Source organism: Christensenella massiliensis (assembly GCF_040409835.1).
GTDB lineage: Bacteria > Bacillota > Clostridia > Christensenellales > Christensenellaceae > Christensenella > Christensenella massiliensis.
Genome location: NZ_CP117826.1, coordinates 355494 through 370888, shown reverse-complemented (window position 1 = coordinate 370888; position 15395 = coordinate 355494). Strand labels below are relative to the sequence as shown.

Below are 15395 nucleotides of genomic sequence, written 5' to 3'. Positions count from 1 at the left end.
TTATTAGACGTGTATAAACAGTAATATAATAGTGGTTATAAAAGTATACTAAATAATCCAAATGTATTTTACATTTATAATATAATATAAAATCGTTCCGATGTCAATTATTATTTTCAAAGAAAAATTATATTTTTAAAATAAAAGCCGTCTGCGCTGTGCGGGACGCAGACGGCTCTTGCTATCAAAAAAATGTAAGTTTCTTTCTAAAAGAAACTACATCTATTTGATCGTCGTTATTATAGTTACATCCGGATGTAAACGCAGAAAAGATACCGGAAAATCTGTCCGCAGGCTCGTATCCTCCCAAAGCCGATGGATCGCTTCCTCCTTATCGTCCCCGTTTGCCACCAATATAATTTTTTTTGCTTTCAGGATCGTTCCCATTCCAATCGTAAGTGCCTGCTTTGGTACCTCTCCTTCATTCCTGAAAAAGCGTGCGTTTGCTTCTATCGTACTTTGAGTCAGCGTCACACAATAGGTCGCGTAATGGAGACTGTCGGCTGGTTCATTAAATCCGATATGTCCGTTTCTTCCTATGCCCAGAAACGCTGCGTCAAGACCGCCCAAGCCGTCTATCATCTGTTCATACTGCTCTGCCGTCTGTTCCGGGTTTTCCGCCATTCCATCCGGAACGTGCGTTTTTTCGAGATCCACATTCACATGGCGGTAAAGATTCTCATACAGGAAATGATAATATCCCTGCTCGCTTTCCCGGGAAAGTCCGACATATTCGTCCACATTGAAAAAATTCCCTTGGGAAAAATCCACTTTCCCCTCCTTGTTGAGTCTTGCTAAGGCCCGGTAGGTCCCTATCGGTGTTGAACCGGTAGGCAGTGCAAATACCGCCGACGGTTTTCTATTCAGTTCTTCTGTCAAAAATTCAGCGGCTGTTTCGCTCATCTGTTCATAGCTGTCTGTTAGGATAAAATTCAACTCCCGCCCTCCTTTTTTGATATACTTTTCACCTTACTTATCTAACCATAGCCGAATAAATTTATAGCGTAGTTTATCTATTTTGTTGACAAAATCAATTGACGTAAAAGCTGATTTCATGTATAATTTATTACGTTGTCCTTAATGATTAGGGGTGTAGTATAATGGTAGTGCATTGGTCTCCAAAACCAATTGTGGGAGTTCGATCCTCTCCACCCCTGCCAAAAATATGGTAAGGCGCCGAATCACAAGTATCGGCGCCTTGTCTTTTGCCAGCAAGTCCTTTACGGCAGCAAACGCTTTGTACTGAACCGCGGCCAACCGGCATATTGCCGAAATCCCTCGGCATAAGGAACGCCGCACTGCAATCCCCGGTATTTTGAACAGGTACGTACAAAATCTATGAAATCTATTTTGTCATGCTCCAGCATCCATTTGATCTGACTCTCGTGGCATGCGAGCATTTTCAGTTTCGTTTCGATCGTCTCTGTTACGTCAACATATTCCGTTGGCACGAAATTGATCCCCGCGAGCGTATCCATATAAAAAATCGGAACGATTTCACCATATGCCTCGGTTGCAGTTTGAATATGAGGAATGGACGAACCGAAGCTTGCATGAAAAGCCAATTGGCTCGTCTGCTGATGATCGCGCATGTAATCGTCCGGATTATGCGTAATGATCAGATCCGGCTTGGCATAACGCACCACCTCAATGAGCCTGTTGATCGTCTCCCGTTCCGACGCCTCTACATGCATATCTCCTACGTCTATGTTGATCGATTCCGCTCCAATCAGCGCCGCAGCATCCTCCGCTTCCTTGGTGCGCATTTTACGCAGCTCGTCCGGCATGATCACTACATGCCCCAGATTTCCGTTCGCCACATGGCACATGATCACTCTATCGCCGCGTTCCGCATATTTTGCAAGCGTTCCTGCACAGCCGATCTCAAGGTCGTCCGGATGACAACCGATCGCTAATATATTCATAATAAGGACTCTCCCCTTTCCATGTTCAGATCTCAGACAATTCAAGTGTTACCGTATAGCTTTCACTGGTATGCGGCGCTACCCACTTCACATATCTTCCCTCATTGATCGCATTGGGCGTTCCCAGCCACGGCTCTGCCGTTACGAGCCCATCGAATAAGGTGCATACCACCAATGCTTCAAATGCATCGTCCGTTTGTATCGACACTTGATATCCGTCCGCCTGATTTATGATCTTTGTTTCGTTTGAATGCTTTTTACTGAATACATAATCTCCGGGCTTTGTGAAATCTATCTCACTGTCATAACGCCGCTTTGTTCCATCCAGATAATTCACATATTCTTCCATATCGATCTTATATCTTAATCTGCTTTTGTCTGAGACCTTAAAATAGTGGTGCCAGCCAAAATAGTGCGGCATGGGCCTATCGGAACGGTTGCGGACCACAGCGTTGAATACCACGTGACCGTTTTCCATACGATAGGTGACCTCCAGACGAAAATCAAAGGGAAAATGCTCCTGCATGGATGTTTCGTTATTCGTGATATACAGCGTTACGCTGTTTTCTGTTGCTTCCTGTATCCCGAACGCCGCATTTTTGACGAGTCCGTGAAACGGCATCGCATATTCTTTCCCATCTATCGTGTACCGGTCGTCGGCTGTCCGGCTTGGAAATGGGAACAGCACCGGGCAGCCGCCTGCAATCACGTTCGTTGTATAAAGCTTACTTTCATCTATTGTTATAATTTCTCTGCCCCGATAAAGCAGTTTCGTAAGCATTCCGCCATAATCCGGAACAATCTCTCCGATAAGATTATTTTCTTTATTTTGTATAATTAATTTTCTCATATTTGTTCCTATCCTACAATCTTATGTCAAAATAGAATTATGATGATAAATTGTCAGGGGATTGCATTTTGAATGATCCATCAACCCCCTGACAACACTTGTTTATATACGGCATTATCTATTATGCAACGGTGATGCCGCCATCTGCGACGAGGATCGCGCCGTTCATATAGCTTCCTTCATCGCCTGCCAAAAACAACGCGATGTTCGCAATATCTTCCGCCGTTCCCCATCTTCTCAGCGGTGTGCCCTGCGTCAGAAATTTCTGTTCGTCAAACGTAGGCTTGTTGAGGTCGCTCTCATAGATCATCGGCGTATGGATCGCTGCCGGCGCAATACAGTTCGTCCGAATCTTTTCCGGTCCGAATTCCACTGCCATCGCACGCGTGAGCGATATCGTCGCTCCCTTTGACGCGCTGTAAGCGTCGCAGTTTGGAATACCGATCACTCCGCAGCTCGATGATGTGTTGATGATGCTTCCTCCTCCACGCTTCTTGAGCAGCGGAATCGCCGCTTTCGAGCAATACATCATTCCAAACAGATTGATCCGGATGATCTGCTCGAATATATCCACATCTATCACGTCGAGCGCTGCGTCCTTCGTTCCCCAGAACACCGATGCATTGTTATACAACACATCGATCCCTCCGTACTTTTTCCCGATCTCCCCGAATACCGCCTGTACCTGCTCCCAGTCTGCGATATCCAGTTCGAAAAATTCAGCCTTTCCTCCGGCAGCGCAAATCTCTTCTTCCGCCTTTTTGCCGCTCTCTTTGTCCCGTTCTAGAATCAGTACGGTCGCGCCTTCCTTCGCAAACAGCTCAGCCGCCGCTCTTCCGATCCCGCTTCCTCCGCCTGTGATGGCCGTTACCTTTCCAGATAGTCTCATATCCCTGTTCTCCTTACCATATCGTATAGCCGCCGTCAGATACTACGTTGGCTCCCGTCATATAATCTGACGCTCCAGACGCCAGAAACACCGCTATATCCCCAATATCCTCCGGTTCTCCCCACTTTTTCAGCGGGATCTGCCGCAAGGAATCCTCATAGAATTCCGGGTGCTCTGCTACATACGCCTTATTGATATCTGTCATATAATATCCCGGACAGATGGCGTTCACCGTAACGCCGTATTCCGACCATGCTCCCGCCATCAGCCTCGTTAGGCATTCGATCCCTGCCTTTGATACGTCATAAGCGCCTACTGTTGGATTGCGCATGGCAACATGCCCGGTCATAGATCCGAGATTTATGACTTTACCGCTTTTTTGTTCGATCATAATCCTTCCAACATGCTTCATCATGAGGAATGTACCCGTCAGATTCGTTTCCAGAATACTGTTCCATTCCTCAAGCGGTTCATCAGTAAGCTTTTTGTTGCTTCTCCCGACCGCCGCATTATTGATCAATATGTCGATTCTGCCGGCTGCATCCAGAACCGCTTGGCAGGCTGCCTTTACGCTTTGCTCGTTCGTAATATCTAGCTGGATGGCATGTGTTGCCGTTCCCGTCTCGTCTGCGATCTCCTCCGCCGTACGTGTAAGGCGTTCCAAATTCCGCGCCATCAGGAATACCTCCGCTCCCGCTCCTGATAATGCTCTCGCAAACGATCTCCCAAGGCCCTGCCCCGCTCCTGTCACTACCGCTGTTTTCCCGCTCAGGTCAAATTTGTTTTTCATGGCACCTGCCTCCTTGTTCCGCTTTCCATGCCTGCTCAATTACACTCTGCTTCGAGCGGGCCTGCCAGCTCCTTGATGAAGAACAGCTTACCCGGAAGCGTCGGCATGAAGCTCGCCGGCACCCACATATCCGGTCCGTACCGCAGCGCCACCCACAGTGACATCCCCTGCCACATCATCCCGCGCTCATAACAGCCGTCGCACCCTCCTATGATCCGGTCTGACTGCAGGAACAAACCCGGCCCGATCGTATTCGCAAACGCCGGCACCTGCGTCGTCCTGCTTTTGAAGCTGTGCAGCGCATTCTGCTCGATCGTCAATGGGTTCAGATGCGCTCCCAGCCTGTGCGTTGCGCTTTTCCACTCCTCCAAAGAGCTGTATTCTCCTGCAAACTGGGGCTCCCAGAATGCAATATGGAACACACGCCCGATCCCGAATACGGTGACCAGCTCCGCGCCCTCCGCCTTCAGTGCCGCGATCTTTTCCGCATACGCCGGCAGATTCTCACGCGTTGCAAAATTGCGCTGCTCCTCCGGTATCGTCAGCTCTCCGAGCGGCCCATAAAAGTTTTGTTCCATTGCATACTGGAACGAGCCATGATTGTTCTTCTCCAGCGTATTGCCTTCCTCGTCGCTCCACTCGTCCATATTGAACCCATAGACATGGCCGCAGTCTATTCCCCACTCCTTCAGAAAATATACCGCCCATTGATACATCCCCATCGGCCCTACCGGGAAGATCATCGCCAGCTTCCTGCCTGCCTCCTTCGCCCGCCTGATCTCAAGGGCGATCTCATGCCCCATCATCATTCCGAAGACCGTATTGTCTTCACATTCCACCGGCCTGAAGTCCCTGTGCCAAAATTCCTGTCTCTCAAAAATCTCTGCCGGCGCGTGCCCGCAGCATTCATCTATTTTCGCTAAATCCCATCCTTTTGGGAAAAAGTTTTCCATGTTTGAATTCTTTATTGTTGTCAGTAGATTCATGTTATTCCTGCTCCTAATTTTATGATATTTTATAGCCTTGGGTTTCCTTTTTCTGCGGATAGGAGATTGACACTTCTATCCGCAGAAAGGAAAATCTTTTTAATACTGTACCGTGATCGGTTCCCTCTTGGCAGCAGATTCCAGCACGGCCAGAAGCGCCAGCGATGTGTTCGCAGCATCCTCCGTGCTCACAAGGAACGGCTTCCCGTCTATCAGCCTGTCTACAAACGACCGGATGCTCTCGTATGCGAAGCCCTTTACCTTTCCGTCCACGCGGTCTCTTACGATCACGTCCGGCGTCGTCACCTTTTTGTCCGTTACTTCTTGGATCATCGTATGGCTCGAGCAATCGATATTGATCATCCCATCCGTTCCCAGCACCGTGAATTTGATATCATTGATGCATGTGTTCGCATTCGGGGTGATCCAGCCGTTTTCCATCTGGGCGATGCCTCCGTTCCTGAACTCGAGCGTTGTCAGATACATATCCGGTACATCTACTCCCAGCTTTTTCAGCACGCCTTCCCGCGACACTGCATACACCCGTTCTACCTCGCTTCCCATCAGCCATCTCAGCGTATCCAGGCAATGGCTCCCGAGAAACCACAGGATAGACGACTGTGCCGCCCACGACAGCATGTCTGTCGCTACCCATTTGATATCGTTCAGACGTCCGTATGCGCTGTAGGGCGTACCCAGATTCCCGGCGTCGATCGATTGCTTCGCGACATTGACCGCCGGGTTCCAGCGGTTGTGCAGGTCTACCATGGCTCGGACATTGTTCTTCCCGAACGCATCCATCATTCTGTGCACATCGTCGCGTGTGGTTGCCAGCGGCTTTTCGATCAGCAGATCCTTCTTTGCGTTGGCACATGCCACAGCGATATCTGCATGCAGGAAGTCCGGCGTTACGATCGCGATCGCATCGCAGCTCGATTTTTCCGCCATTTCGCGGTAATCTGTATACACCTCTTCCACGCCGAATTTTGCTGCCAGTGCCTCTGCTCTTCCTTTATCTTTATCGCAGATTGCTACCGTCTGGGCAAACGGATGCTCGTTGTAAATGCTTGCATGCGTTTCTCCCCAGATCCCTGCTCCTACGATTCCCATCCTCAATTTTTCCATTGCTTTTTCCCTTTCGTCGGCTCGTAGCTTATCACTATCCATTATCCTGTTTATATCCGGTATCCGGGAGCCCCGGATACCGGACAACAGTTATCGTTTTAGAATTCGTAATCGTGAATATTATCTTTGGTGAAAATGATACTCGGGATATAACCAACAGTCGTTCCTTCGGGAACAATAATCTCTCCGCCATATTCTCCGAAGTTCTGTCCATCCTGCGGAAGACTTCCGTCGTTCAGATAGTTGATCGCTGCCGCTGCTGCATCATATCCCATCACGCCGGGATCCCATAGAATCAGTTCCGGAATCGTACCAGAATCAACATATTCCGAGCACTGGGACGGCAGGCCGATTCCGAGAGAAATAATCTCCCCGGTTTTCCCAGCAGATTCAATCGCCATCGCAGCAGCCGGTGGGTTGACAGTGGAAACGCCTGCAAATGCCTTGATATCCGGATAGGTCTGAATCAGATTTTCTACCTGAGAAACACACTTTTCGAAGTCATCATCGCAGGCTTCCGTTGCAACGATTTCGATATCCGGATAGTCTGCTAAAACCGCTTCGATTGCATCGAGTCTCTGATTCAAGGTGTCGGAGCCAAGGCCGCCCGTGAGAAGTGCAACCTGTCCTTCTCCGCCGGTCTGTTCTACAATACTCTCACCAATCGCCGTTCCGCTTTCTACCGCATCGCCTGCCGTAATGCAGAACAATCTGTCGCTGTCCGGCGCATCAATATCGAAAGTGAATACTGCAACGCCCGCTTCTATCGCTTTGTTGATCGTGGGAATAATCGCCGTACTATCTGCCGTAGACACAAGGATCGCATCTGCCCCCTGTGTGATCAGATCCTCAATAAAAGTGATCTCCTGATTGACATCTTCAGAGGACGGACCTGTGTAAGAAATAATTTCTGCACCCATTTCCTCGGCGGCTTTCTTCGATCCCTCCGCAGCATAATCAAAATACGGAGCACCCATCTGTTTTACAACTATGCCGATTTTCCACGGTTCTCCATCGCTGCCTGTCTGTGTTTCCTCAGCTGTCTGTGAGCTTTCTGCAGGCGTCGAGCTTTCCGCAGGTGCTTCAGACGAACATCCGAACATAGCGAATACCATAACTGCTACTAAGGCCAGTATTGCAAATACTTTAACTTTTTTCATTTTTTTCTCCTTTTTTCGCTTCATAATTTTTTGATCCAACTGCTTTGTTACTTTCTCTCCATGGATTTTTTCTTTTCACCTCCTCAGTCGACACAATCAATGCGCTGCCACTGCCTTGTTGCGCTTCTTTACTTTAAAACCGCCGCTGCGGCGTTTTGCATCATATCCTACCGCTACAAGCAGTACGCATCCCGTAAATATCATCTGCCAATATGCGTTGATGCCCAGAAGATTGAAGCCGTTGATAATGAAATTCATGATCAGTACCCCAATAATCGTTCCGGGGATATTTCCTTTCCCTCCTACAATACTGGTTCCCCCCAGCAGCGCAGCCGTTACTACGTCAAAAGCAGTATTATCTCCTGCATCAGGGGAGGCGGATATCAGTCTGGAGGAAAAGATTATCCCGGCAAAAGCTGCCAGTAATGCACTGATCACGTAAACAGATATCGTGATCTGATCCGTATTTACTCCCGCAATATTCGCTGCTTTCGGATTTCCACCCGTCGCATATACAAAGCGTCCAAACTTTGTTGACGTCATGATCCATGCAAATACGATTGAAACTACAATCATCAATATAATAGGAATCGGGAAGCCTCCTACCGTACCATGCGCGAGTTCCTCGTATCCGTCTGGAAACGTGCTGACAGGCCGTCCGTCCGTAATTACATAGATGATACTGCGCAGAGCCGTCATCGTTGCTAACGTTCCAATGATTGGCTGGAATCTTGCCTTTGCAATCAGTATCCCGTTTAAAAGTCCGATTACTGCCGCGACCAGCAATGCTAAAATAAGCGCCAGTGCAAAATTCATTCCCATTCCATAGCATATACCTGCAATTGCCGGTACGATCGCCATGACCGTTCCGACCGAAAGATCAAAGCCTCCCGCAATAATAACGACCGTCATGCCAATCGCTACAATAGCCGTTTCACTGATTCTCGTAAGAACCGTTATGATGTTGTTCGGAGTAACGAAGCTGGAATTTGCAAATCCCATAAATACGAACCATGCAGCCAAAAAGAGCAACAGAACGATTTCGTATCCGAATTTGAAGCCGCCTTTTGATTTTTGTGTGTTTATTTTCTGCATTACTGTCTCTTCCTTTCTTTATACAGGGTTCTCGCTGTATCGAGCAACAATGCCAGAATGATAACAACGCCGGTAATCAATCCCTGATAATTGGCTGAAATTTTCAGCAGCGTCATTCCGTTCATAAGCAAACCCATCAGAACTGCACCTAAAAGTGTTCCAACGACTGAGCCCTTTCCGCCGAGAAAACTGACGCCGCCGAGGACAGCCGCTCCAATCGCATCCATTTCGTATCCTGCTCCAGCGCTCGGCTGGATCGCTCCCGTACGTCCGATAAAAATCATGGCCGCTAACCCTGACAGAAGCCCGGAGCACATGAATATCATTCTCTTTGTGTGGTCGACGCGAATACCTGCAAGACGTGCAGAATCTTCATTGCTGCCGATTGCATAGACATATCTGCCGAAACGCGTATATTTCATAATGACCGCGAAAACAACGACAGTTGCCGCTAAAATAAGCCCTGGTACGATCCCGGTTCCCATAACCAAGAAATCATCTGAAAGATTTGTCGTCCATTTGCCACCGGAATACACATAGGCGATCCCTCTGAAAATGTTCATAGTCGCAAGCGTCACGATGATTGGCGCTACCCGCAGCTTCACAATCAAGGCTCCGTTCAGGAACCCGCATGCCGCTCCTAATCCAAGACTAACCAAAAGAACGAGCCACGCGGGAGCTCCAACTTGAATCAGCGATCCTGCAACCGCACAAACAAGCGCAAGAAGCGAACCTACTGAAAGATCGACGCCTTTTGCAATGATCGCTAACATCATACCGATAGATATAACTCCGTTTACTGCAATCTGCCTCGTAATATTCAAGACGTTCGTGCCAGTAAAAAATATATTGGACTGTACCCCGATGAATATGGCGACGATCACAATAAATAAAACAATCGTTAGCTCCGGGATATTGAATAAAGCACTTAGGAAACCTCTATGAGATTGCCTTTTTGCATTCGCTGTTATTTCATTTTTCACAATAGAAATACCTCCTGTTTGCAGTTGTCAAGCTATTTAATTATGTGTTCCGGTCGCATATCCCATTACGATCTCCGGTGTTGCTTCTTTTTTATCTAAGATTCCCGTGATCTTTCCTTCGTGCATAACCATGATCCGGTCACTCATCCCCATTACTTCAGGCAGCTCTGACGAAATCATAATGATACTGTAGCCCTGCGATACCAATTCATTCATCAGTTCATAAATTTCCGCTTTGGCACCAACGTCGATACCTCGTGTCGGCTCGTCGAATATCAAAATTTTTGCAGAACTCGCAAGCCATTTAGCGATAACGACCTTTTGCTGATTCCCGCCCGACAGATTTTGCGCCAACTGCTTGATCGATGGTGTTTTGATCAATAACTTATCCACATATCCGTCAACCAACCCGGCTTCCTGTTTTGCTTTGATAACAAAATTGTGCTTATTTCCTGCAAGAGAGGGCATCGTTACATTAGATTGTATCGACATCATCAGAATCAGGCCTTGCTCTTTTCTGTCCTCCGGCAGAAGTCCGATCCCCAGCTTCAGCGCTTCCTTTGGAGATCTTGGGATACGGCATTTCTTCCCTTCGACCATCATTTCACCGGAATCTACCCGGTCTATTCCAAAAATTGCCCGCGCGACCTCAGTCCGTCCTGCACCGACCAGCCCGGATACGCCTAATATCTCTCCGCGGCGCAGCTCGAAGCTGATATCTTCAAACGCTCCCTTAGCCGTAAGATTTTTTACAGAAAATACTGTTTCGCCAATTTCATTGGTACGTTCTTTAAAACGCATATTTACCGTACGTCCGACCATCATAGACAATATCTCATCCAAATCAGCATCTTTCGTATCCTTTGTTCCAATATATTCTCCGTCCCGTAATACGCTGATACGGTCCGATACCTCGAATATTTCTTCAAATTTATGTGATATATAGAGAACCGAAACCCCCTTAGAGCGTAAGTCCTTAACGATCTCCATCAGGGTATTCACCTCATGCTCAGAGAGTGACGATGTAGGTTCATCCATAATAATCAGCTCTGCGTTCATGGTCAATGCGCGAGCAATTTCAATCAACTGCTGCGTCGCAACCGTGAGTGAAGATACCTGAGCAGCAGGAGAAACATTTACCTTAAGCTGTGCAAGTACCTCCTGCGTCATCCGGTTCATCTTCTTCCAATCAATCAGGCCATTTGAAAAGCGCGGCTCACGCCCCAGAAAAACGTTCTCGGCAACGGAAAGGGCCGGACAAAGTGTGAGCTCCTGATAAATCGTTGAAATCCCTGCCTGCTGTGCTTCCCACGGTTGACTGACATTCAGCGGCTCATCTTTCCATAATATTTCTCCCGACCAACCGCTGAGCGCACCTGTCAGTATCTTGATCAAGGTGGATTTTCCCGCACCATTTTCTCCGACCAGTGCCAGAACCTCTCCTTTCCTGATGTCGAGCTGCACATTGTTAAGCGCTAAAACCCCGGGGAATTCTTTCGTAATATCGCTTAGCTTCAGCAATACATTATTTTCCACTTTCTTCACCTCGCATTAAAAGTTTGTATCAAGCAGGCTACCATATCATATATCCGCCGTCTACCTGAATAATGGTACCGTGTACATAATCCGACGCATGGGAGGCAAGATAGAGCAGTGTTCCGGCTAAATCCTCCGGCTGCGCCATCTTTCCTGCCGGGATCAGGCTGAGTGCTAAATCATAAAAATCCGGATCTGCCGCAAAAAATTCTTTATTCGGATCTGTCATGAAATATCCCGGAGCAATCGCGTTCACATTGATGTTGTAGGAGGCCCATTCAGCCGCAAGCGCTCTCGTCAAGCCGTCGATCGCTTGTTTAGATACATCATAGGAGCCTCCATGCACTCCTTTGTTGATGATTTTCCCGGAAATAGAAGACATATTGATGATCTTCCCTTTCCGGTTCTTTAGCATGATCTTTCCAACCGCCTTCGCACAAATAAAACTGCCGTTCACATTGATGTCGATCACTTTCTCCCATTCTTTCAGCGTAGTATCCTGCGGCGTTTTGTTCAGTCTGCCAATCCCGGCATTATTGACAAGAATATCGATCGTTCCATATTTCTCAACACATGCTGCTACGGCTGCTTCCACCTCCGGTTCATTTGTGATATCCGCATAGTAACTCATCACGTCATATCCGGCATCTTTCATTTCCTGCTCCGTACGCAGCAGGTCCTCTTTCTCAAACGAGAGCAGGCATACCTTTGCCCCGGCCTGTGCTAACGTATTGGCAAACATTTTCCCAAGCCCCTTACTGGCTCCTGTAACGAATGCTACCTCTCCTGTCAAGTCAAAAAAATTCAACATTAAATAAACCTCCTATCATAATATGATTTTGAGAACACAAACTATACTTATACAATTTACTGATCAGAACATAAATTCATTGAAGTGATTTTAAATTTCAGCACCGCACCTATAATATTGTGGCACCATCCATGCTAAAATTAATATTTAATTTTTGCTACATGAAATGATAAGCGTTCAACTCCTCTCATTCCGTTATCGAATCAGCTTATAACTTCCTGAACTATAATATTGTTAAATACATAGTCTTTTAGCTCCTGTATTCCGCCAATCAACTGGGCATTTTCCCCCAGTACGCTCAGCCGTATTTCAGGTTTGAACATTCCGTCCTGCGGGATAAATTCCTGCAGGGCACCGAGTATATATTCATTCTCCGTTGATATCCTGCCTCCCAGAACAATGACTTCAGGATTCATAATCAAATCAATATTGATTAAAATCGAAGCCCATGCCTTTAATGTCGTATCGAATATTTCTTTAACATCCTCATCTCCTGCCATCGCTGCTTTTTCAAGGCTCTCGAGCGAAACAGCTTCTTCCTCATCTTCTGCCATAATTTTCTTTAGGGTCACACATCCGCCTTTTTGCAGCGCTTTTTCAATTCGGCTATATAAAGTCTGCAGACCAGCTTCAAACTCAAAATGACCTTTGCCATTTAAATAATCTTCGAATGAATATTCACTATTAAAACGCGTTTGGCCGATTTCTCCTGCATAATTTCTGCCGCCTTTTACCAATCTGTTCCCTACGATGATTCCCATACCAATACCAATCGATTCTGATACATTAAAATATACAAAATCTTCTATAAACGGATAAACCGACGCTTTTTCGCCGATTGTCGCCAGTCTTGAAACATTGTTCAGGATAATCGGCACTCCTAATATTCTCTCGGCATAATCAAAAAACTTTGTGTCACTCAACAAGAAAATATCAGGTATCTTATGAATCATTCTTGCCGTCTGATTGATGACACCCGGGATGGAAAAGCCCGCCGCCAATAGTCTTAATTCTCTCTGCCCATTCGTAACGACTAAATCGTCTCTTATGATTTGAATGACATCAAGCATATCCTCCAAAGTACCCTGCGGCCGATATTTTACGCTGCATTCTTTTTCCAGGCGTCCTGTAATATCAAGCAAGTAACCTTTGATCTCTGTTGCTGTCATATAGTAATGAAGCATATATCCATAAGCCTCATTTACGCTGAAAAGCTCCGGACTCCGTCCCTTTTCTGTTTTTTCCTTTCCCAGATATTTGATCAGTTCTTTTTCCTTTAAATTCCGAAAAACCCGGCTGATCGTAGCTGCGCTGATCCCTACCTTGGAAACGATATCCGAGGCCGATATCCTTTCATGGGAGAATACCTCTTCCAATACCTGCAACTGATTTTTGTCTTTCTCAGATAGCTTTAGCCTGTTTATATCCAACATACCCCGTTTGTCTCACTCCACAAAACATAATTTTGAGCATATTTTCTAAACTGTTACTGCCTATAATTTTACTGCTCTATTCAATTATAATCGCCATTGATCGTAAATGATAGTTTGAAAGATAAATCACTAACTTCTGTTTCTGTTTTTATAATAATATGAAATCAGTTCAATGTCAACAATTATTTTTATTCTGAAAATAATTATTCTATTTTAATATTTAAGCGCTATAAATCAGCAACATTTAGCCATTTTTATATTTAAACAATATAATTTCTCATTAAAATTATAGAGGAATTCCAGCATAAAAAACGAAGTATTCTTCAAAAAGAATACTTCGCTGCACATCTCTTATAAGCTTGTTTTTATTTACCCGCGCTCATCAAGCGGAATATAGGGCCGCTCATCCTGAATATTTCTATACGCCGGTCGGATGATCTTTCCGGCATTGGATAATTCCTCGATCCGGTGTGCGCTCCAGCCTGCTATACGCGCAATCGCAAAGATAGGCGTAAATAATTCTGTAGGCAATTTAAGCATCGTATAAACAAAGCCACTATAGAAATCTACATTTGCACTAACGCCTTTATATATTTTTCTTTCCTTAGCAATGACTTCCGGTGCGAGCTTTTCTACCAATGTATAAAGCTTGAATTCATCGGAAAGCCCTTTCGCCTCCGAAAGATTCTCTACAAACTTTTTGAAGATATCCGCGCGCGGATCAGACAACGAATAAACAGCATGCCCCATTCCGTAAATCAATCCCGCCTTATCGAAAGCCTGCTTATTGAGCAGCTTCGTCAGATAGTCGCGCACTTCGCTTTCACTTGTCCAATCAGAAAGATTCTTTTTCATGTCCTCGACCATCTGAACGACCTTAATATTTGCGCCGCCATGCTTCGGTCCTTTCAGCGATCCTAGCGCCGCTGCAATCGTAGAATAGGTGTCCGTTCCCGACGAAGACACGACATGCGTCGTAAATGTCGAATTATTGCCGCCGCCATGCTCGGCATGCAAAACGAGACAAACATCTAAAATCCGTGCCTCAAGCTCCGTATATTGGCTGTCCGGCCTAAGCAGGTGAAGCAGGTTCTCTGCTGTGGAAAGCTTCGGATCCGGAACATGGATGAAAAGGCTTTGTCCGTCATGATAATGCCGGTAGGCTTGATAACCATATACCGAAAGCAAAGGAAACAATGCAATCAGTTGGAGCGACTGTCTTAAAACATTTGGAATGGAAATATCGTTTGCTTTGTCATCATAGGAGTATAGCGTAAGCACGCTCCGAGCAAGCGTATTCATCATATCCGGGCTGGGAGCTTTCATGATAATATCGCGGACAAAACTCGTTGGCAGCGTACGGTAATGCGCCAGTAAATCTGTAAAATCTGCGAGCTGCTGTTTATCCGGCAGGCTTCCCATTAAGAGCAAATATACTACTTCTTCAAAGCCGTGCCGCTTTTCCTGCATGAAGCCGCGCACAATATCCTTGATGTTGATCCCGCGATAAAAAAGCTTTCCTTCACACGGGATACGCTCTCCATCCTTTTCAGTGAAAGACTGTATATCCGATATTCTGGTCAGTCCGGCCAAAACACCTTTTCCGTTGATATCGCGCAAACCGCGCTTTACTTCATATTTTGTATATAATGCAGGATCAATGTTTCCTGTTTGATAAAGCCTGTCTGTCAATTCATAAATTTCCGGCGTAATTTCTGAAATATTTTTTGAAATATTCTGTTTCTCCATACACTTTCCTCCTGTTTTTATACTAAAAACCGCCTTGTTCCCAATATGGTAAACTTATAAAGC

The 15395-nt window shown here is 46.2% G+C and carries 14 protein-coding genes, 1 tRNA gene and 1 pseudogene; 1 reads left to right on the top strand and 15 read right to left on the bottom strand.

Annotated elements, in window-relative coordinates:
- Positions 1 to 222: 222 nt before the first annotated feature.
- Positions 223 to 936 carry a glucosamine-6-phosphate deaminase gene (nagB, locus tag PUP29_RS01810; RefSeq protein WP_079547529.1) on the bottom strand — a complete coding sequence of 238 codons (714 nt, stop codon included), beginning with the start codon at positions 934 to 936 and terminating at the stop codon, positions 223 to 225.
- Positions 937 to 1086: 150 nt separating this feature from the next.
- On the opposite strand from nagB, the gene PUP29_RS01805 reads away from it, so the two are divergent.
- Positions 1087 to 1160, top strand: a tRNA-Trp gene (locus tag PUP29_RS01805).
- A gap of 60 nt (positions 1161 to 1220) precedes the next feature.
- On the opposite strand, the gene PUP29_RS01800 is transcribed toward PUP29_RS01805, so the two are convergent.
- From PUP29_RS01800 to PUP29_RS01735, 14 genes and pseudogenes are all read right to left on the bottom strand, one after another.
- A complete protein-coding gene (locus PUP29_RS01800) occupies positions 1221 to 1925 on the bottom strand; it encodes a PIG-L deacetylase family protein (protein ID WP_079547522.1) in 705 nt (234 codons plus the stop codon).
- 25 nt (positions 1926 to 1950) lie between these two features.
- Positions 1951 to 2775: a hypothetical protein gene (locus PUP29_RS01795; RefSeq protein ID WP_353423707.1), complete on the bottom strand. Its 825-nt coding sequence runs from the start codon at positions 2773 to 2775 to the stop codon at positions 1951 to 1953.
- A 121-nt stretch (positions 2776 to 2896) separates the two neighbouring features.
- Entirely contained in the window at positions 2897 to 3664 is a 768-nt protein-coding gene (locus PUP29_RS01790; RefSeq protein WP_079547524.1) for an SDR family NAD(P)-dependent oxidoreductase, read from the bottom strand.
- A gap of 13 nt (positions 3665 to 3677) precedes the next feature.
- Positions 3678 to 4454 (bottom strand): SDR family NAD(P)-dependent oxidoreductase, encoded by a 777-nt coding sequence (locus PUP29_RS01785; RefSeq protein WP_079547532.1) that lies wholly within the window; start codon positions 4452 to 4454, stop codon positions 3678 to 3680.
- Between the two features lie 35 nt (positions 4455 to 4489).
- Positions 4490 to 5440, bottom strand: coding sequence for a glucosamine-6-phosphate isomerase (locus PUP29_RS01780; protein ID WP_079547533.1), 951 nt, complete (start codon positions 5438 to 5440; stop codon positions 4490 to 4492).
- Positions 5441 to 5539: 99 nt separating this feature from the next.
- Entirely contained in the window at positions 5540 to 6565 is a 1026-nt protein-coding gene (locus tag PUP29_RS01775) for a Gfo/Idh/MocA family protein (RefSeq protein ID WP_079547883.1), read from the bottom strand.
- 98 nt (positions 6566 to 6663) lie between these two features.
- Complete coding sequence (locus PUP29_RS01770; RefSeq protein WP_353423705.1) at positions 6664 to 7725, bottom strand: autoinducer 2 ABC transporter substrate-binding protein; 1062 nt, start codon at positions 7723 to 7725, stop codon at positions 6664 to 6666.
- Between the two features lie 96 nt (positions 7726 to 7821).
- The gene (locus PUP29_RS01765) at positions 7822 to 8820 is read right to left on the bottom strand and encodes an ABC transporter permease (RefSeq protein ID WP_079547536.1); all 999 of its coding nucleotides are present in this window, start codon (positions 8818 to 8820) and stop codon (positions 7822 to 7824) included.
- A complete protein-coding gene (locus PUP29_RS01760) occupies positions 8820 to 9803 on the bottom strand; it encodes an ABC transporter permease (protein ID WP_353423703.1) in 984 nt (327 codons plus the stop codon). Before PUP29_RS01760 ends, PUP29_RS01765 begins: the two co-directional genes overlap by 1 nt.
- A gap of 36 nt (positions 9804 to 9839) precedes the next feature.
- Positions 9840 to 11339, bottom strand: coding sequence for a sugar ABC transporter ATP-binding protein (locus PUP29_RS01755; RefSeq protein ID WP_079547538.1), 1500 nt, complete (start codon positions 11337 to 11339; stop codon positions 9840 to 9842).
- A gap of 37 nt (positions 11340 to 11376) precedes the next feature.
- Entirely contained in the window at positions 11377 to 12150 is a 774-nt protein-coding gene (locus PUP29_RS01750; RefSeq protein ID WP_353423702.1) for an SDR family NAD(P)-dependent oxidoreductase, read from the bottom strand.
- A 203-nt stretch (positions 12151 to 12353) separates the two neighbouring features.
- On the bottom strand, positions 12354 to 13334 hold the full coding sequence (locus tag PUP29_RS01745) for an ROK family protein (protein ID WP_353424042.1): 981 nt from the start codon (positions 13332 to 13334) through the stop codon (positions 12354 to 12356).
- 84 nt (positions 13335 to 13418) lie between these two features.
- Positions 13419 to 13583, bottom strand: a pseudogene (locus PUP29_RS01740) (MarR family transcriptional regulator); the annotation flags it as partial.
- 369 nt (positions 13584 to 13952) lie between these two features.
- A complete protein-coding gene (locus tag PUP29_RS01735) occupies positions 13953 to 15332 on the bottom strand; it encodes a citrate/2-methylcitrate synthase (RefSeq protein WP_353423700.1) in 1380 nt (459 codons plus the stop codon).
- Positions 15333 to 15395: the final 63 nt, after the last annotated feature.

Bases quoted from the DNA above. Each gene is read 5' to 3' on its own strand.
- PUP29_RS01770 (WP_353423705.1), bottom strand. From the start codon at position 7,725: ATGAAAAAAGTTAAAGTATTTGCAATACTGGCCTTAGTAGCAGTTATG.
- PUP29_RS01735 (WP_353423700.1), bottom strand. From the start codon at position 15,332: ATGGAGAAACAGAATATTTCAAAAAATATTTCAGAAATTACGCCGGAA.
- PUP29_RS01795 (WP_353423707.1), bottom strand. From the start codon at position 2,775: ATGAGAAAATTAATTATACAAAATAAAGAAAATAATCTTATCGGAGAG.
- PUP29_RS01785 (WP_079547532.1), bottom strand. From the start codon at position 4,454: ATGAAAAACAAATTTGACCTGAGCGGGAAAACAGCGGTAGTGACAGGA.
- PUP29_RS01765 (WP_079547536.1), bottom strand. From the start codon at position 8,820: ATGCAGAAAATAAACACACAAAAATCAAAAGGCGGCTTCAAATTCGGA.
- PUP29_RS01790 (WP_079547524.1), bottom strand. From the start codon at position 3,664: ATGAGACTATCTGGAAAGGTAACGGCCATCACAGGCGGAGGAAGCGGG.
- PUP29_RS01750 (WP_353423702.1), bottom strand. From the start codon at position 12,150: ATGTTGAATTTTTTTGACTTGACAGGAGAGGTAGCATTCGTTACAGGA.
- PUP29_RS01775 (WP_079547883.1), bottom strand. From the start codon at position 6,565: ATGGAAAAATTGAGGATGGGAATCGTAGGAGCAGGGATCTGGGGAGAA.
- PUP29_RS01800 (WP_079547522.1), bottom strand. From the start codon at position 1,925: ATGAATATATTAGCGATCGGTTGTCATCCGGACGACCTTGAGATCGGC.
- PUP29_RS01780 (WP_079547533.1), bottom strand. From the start codon at position 5,440: ATGAATCTACTGACAACAATAAAGAATTCAAACATGGAAAACTTTTTC.
- PUP29_RS01745 (WP_353424042.1), bottom strand. From the start codon at position 13,334: ATGCTTCATTACTATATGACAGCAACAGAGATCAAAGGTTACTTGCTT.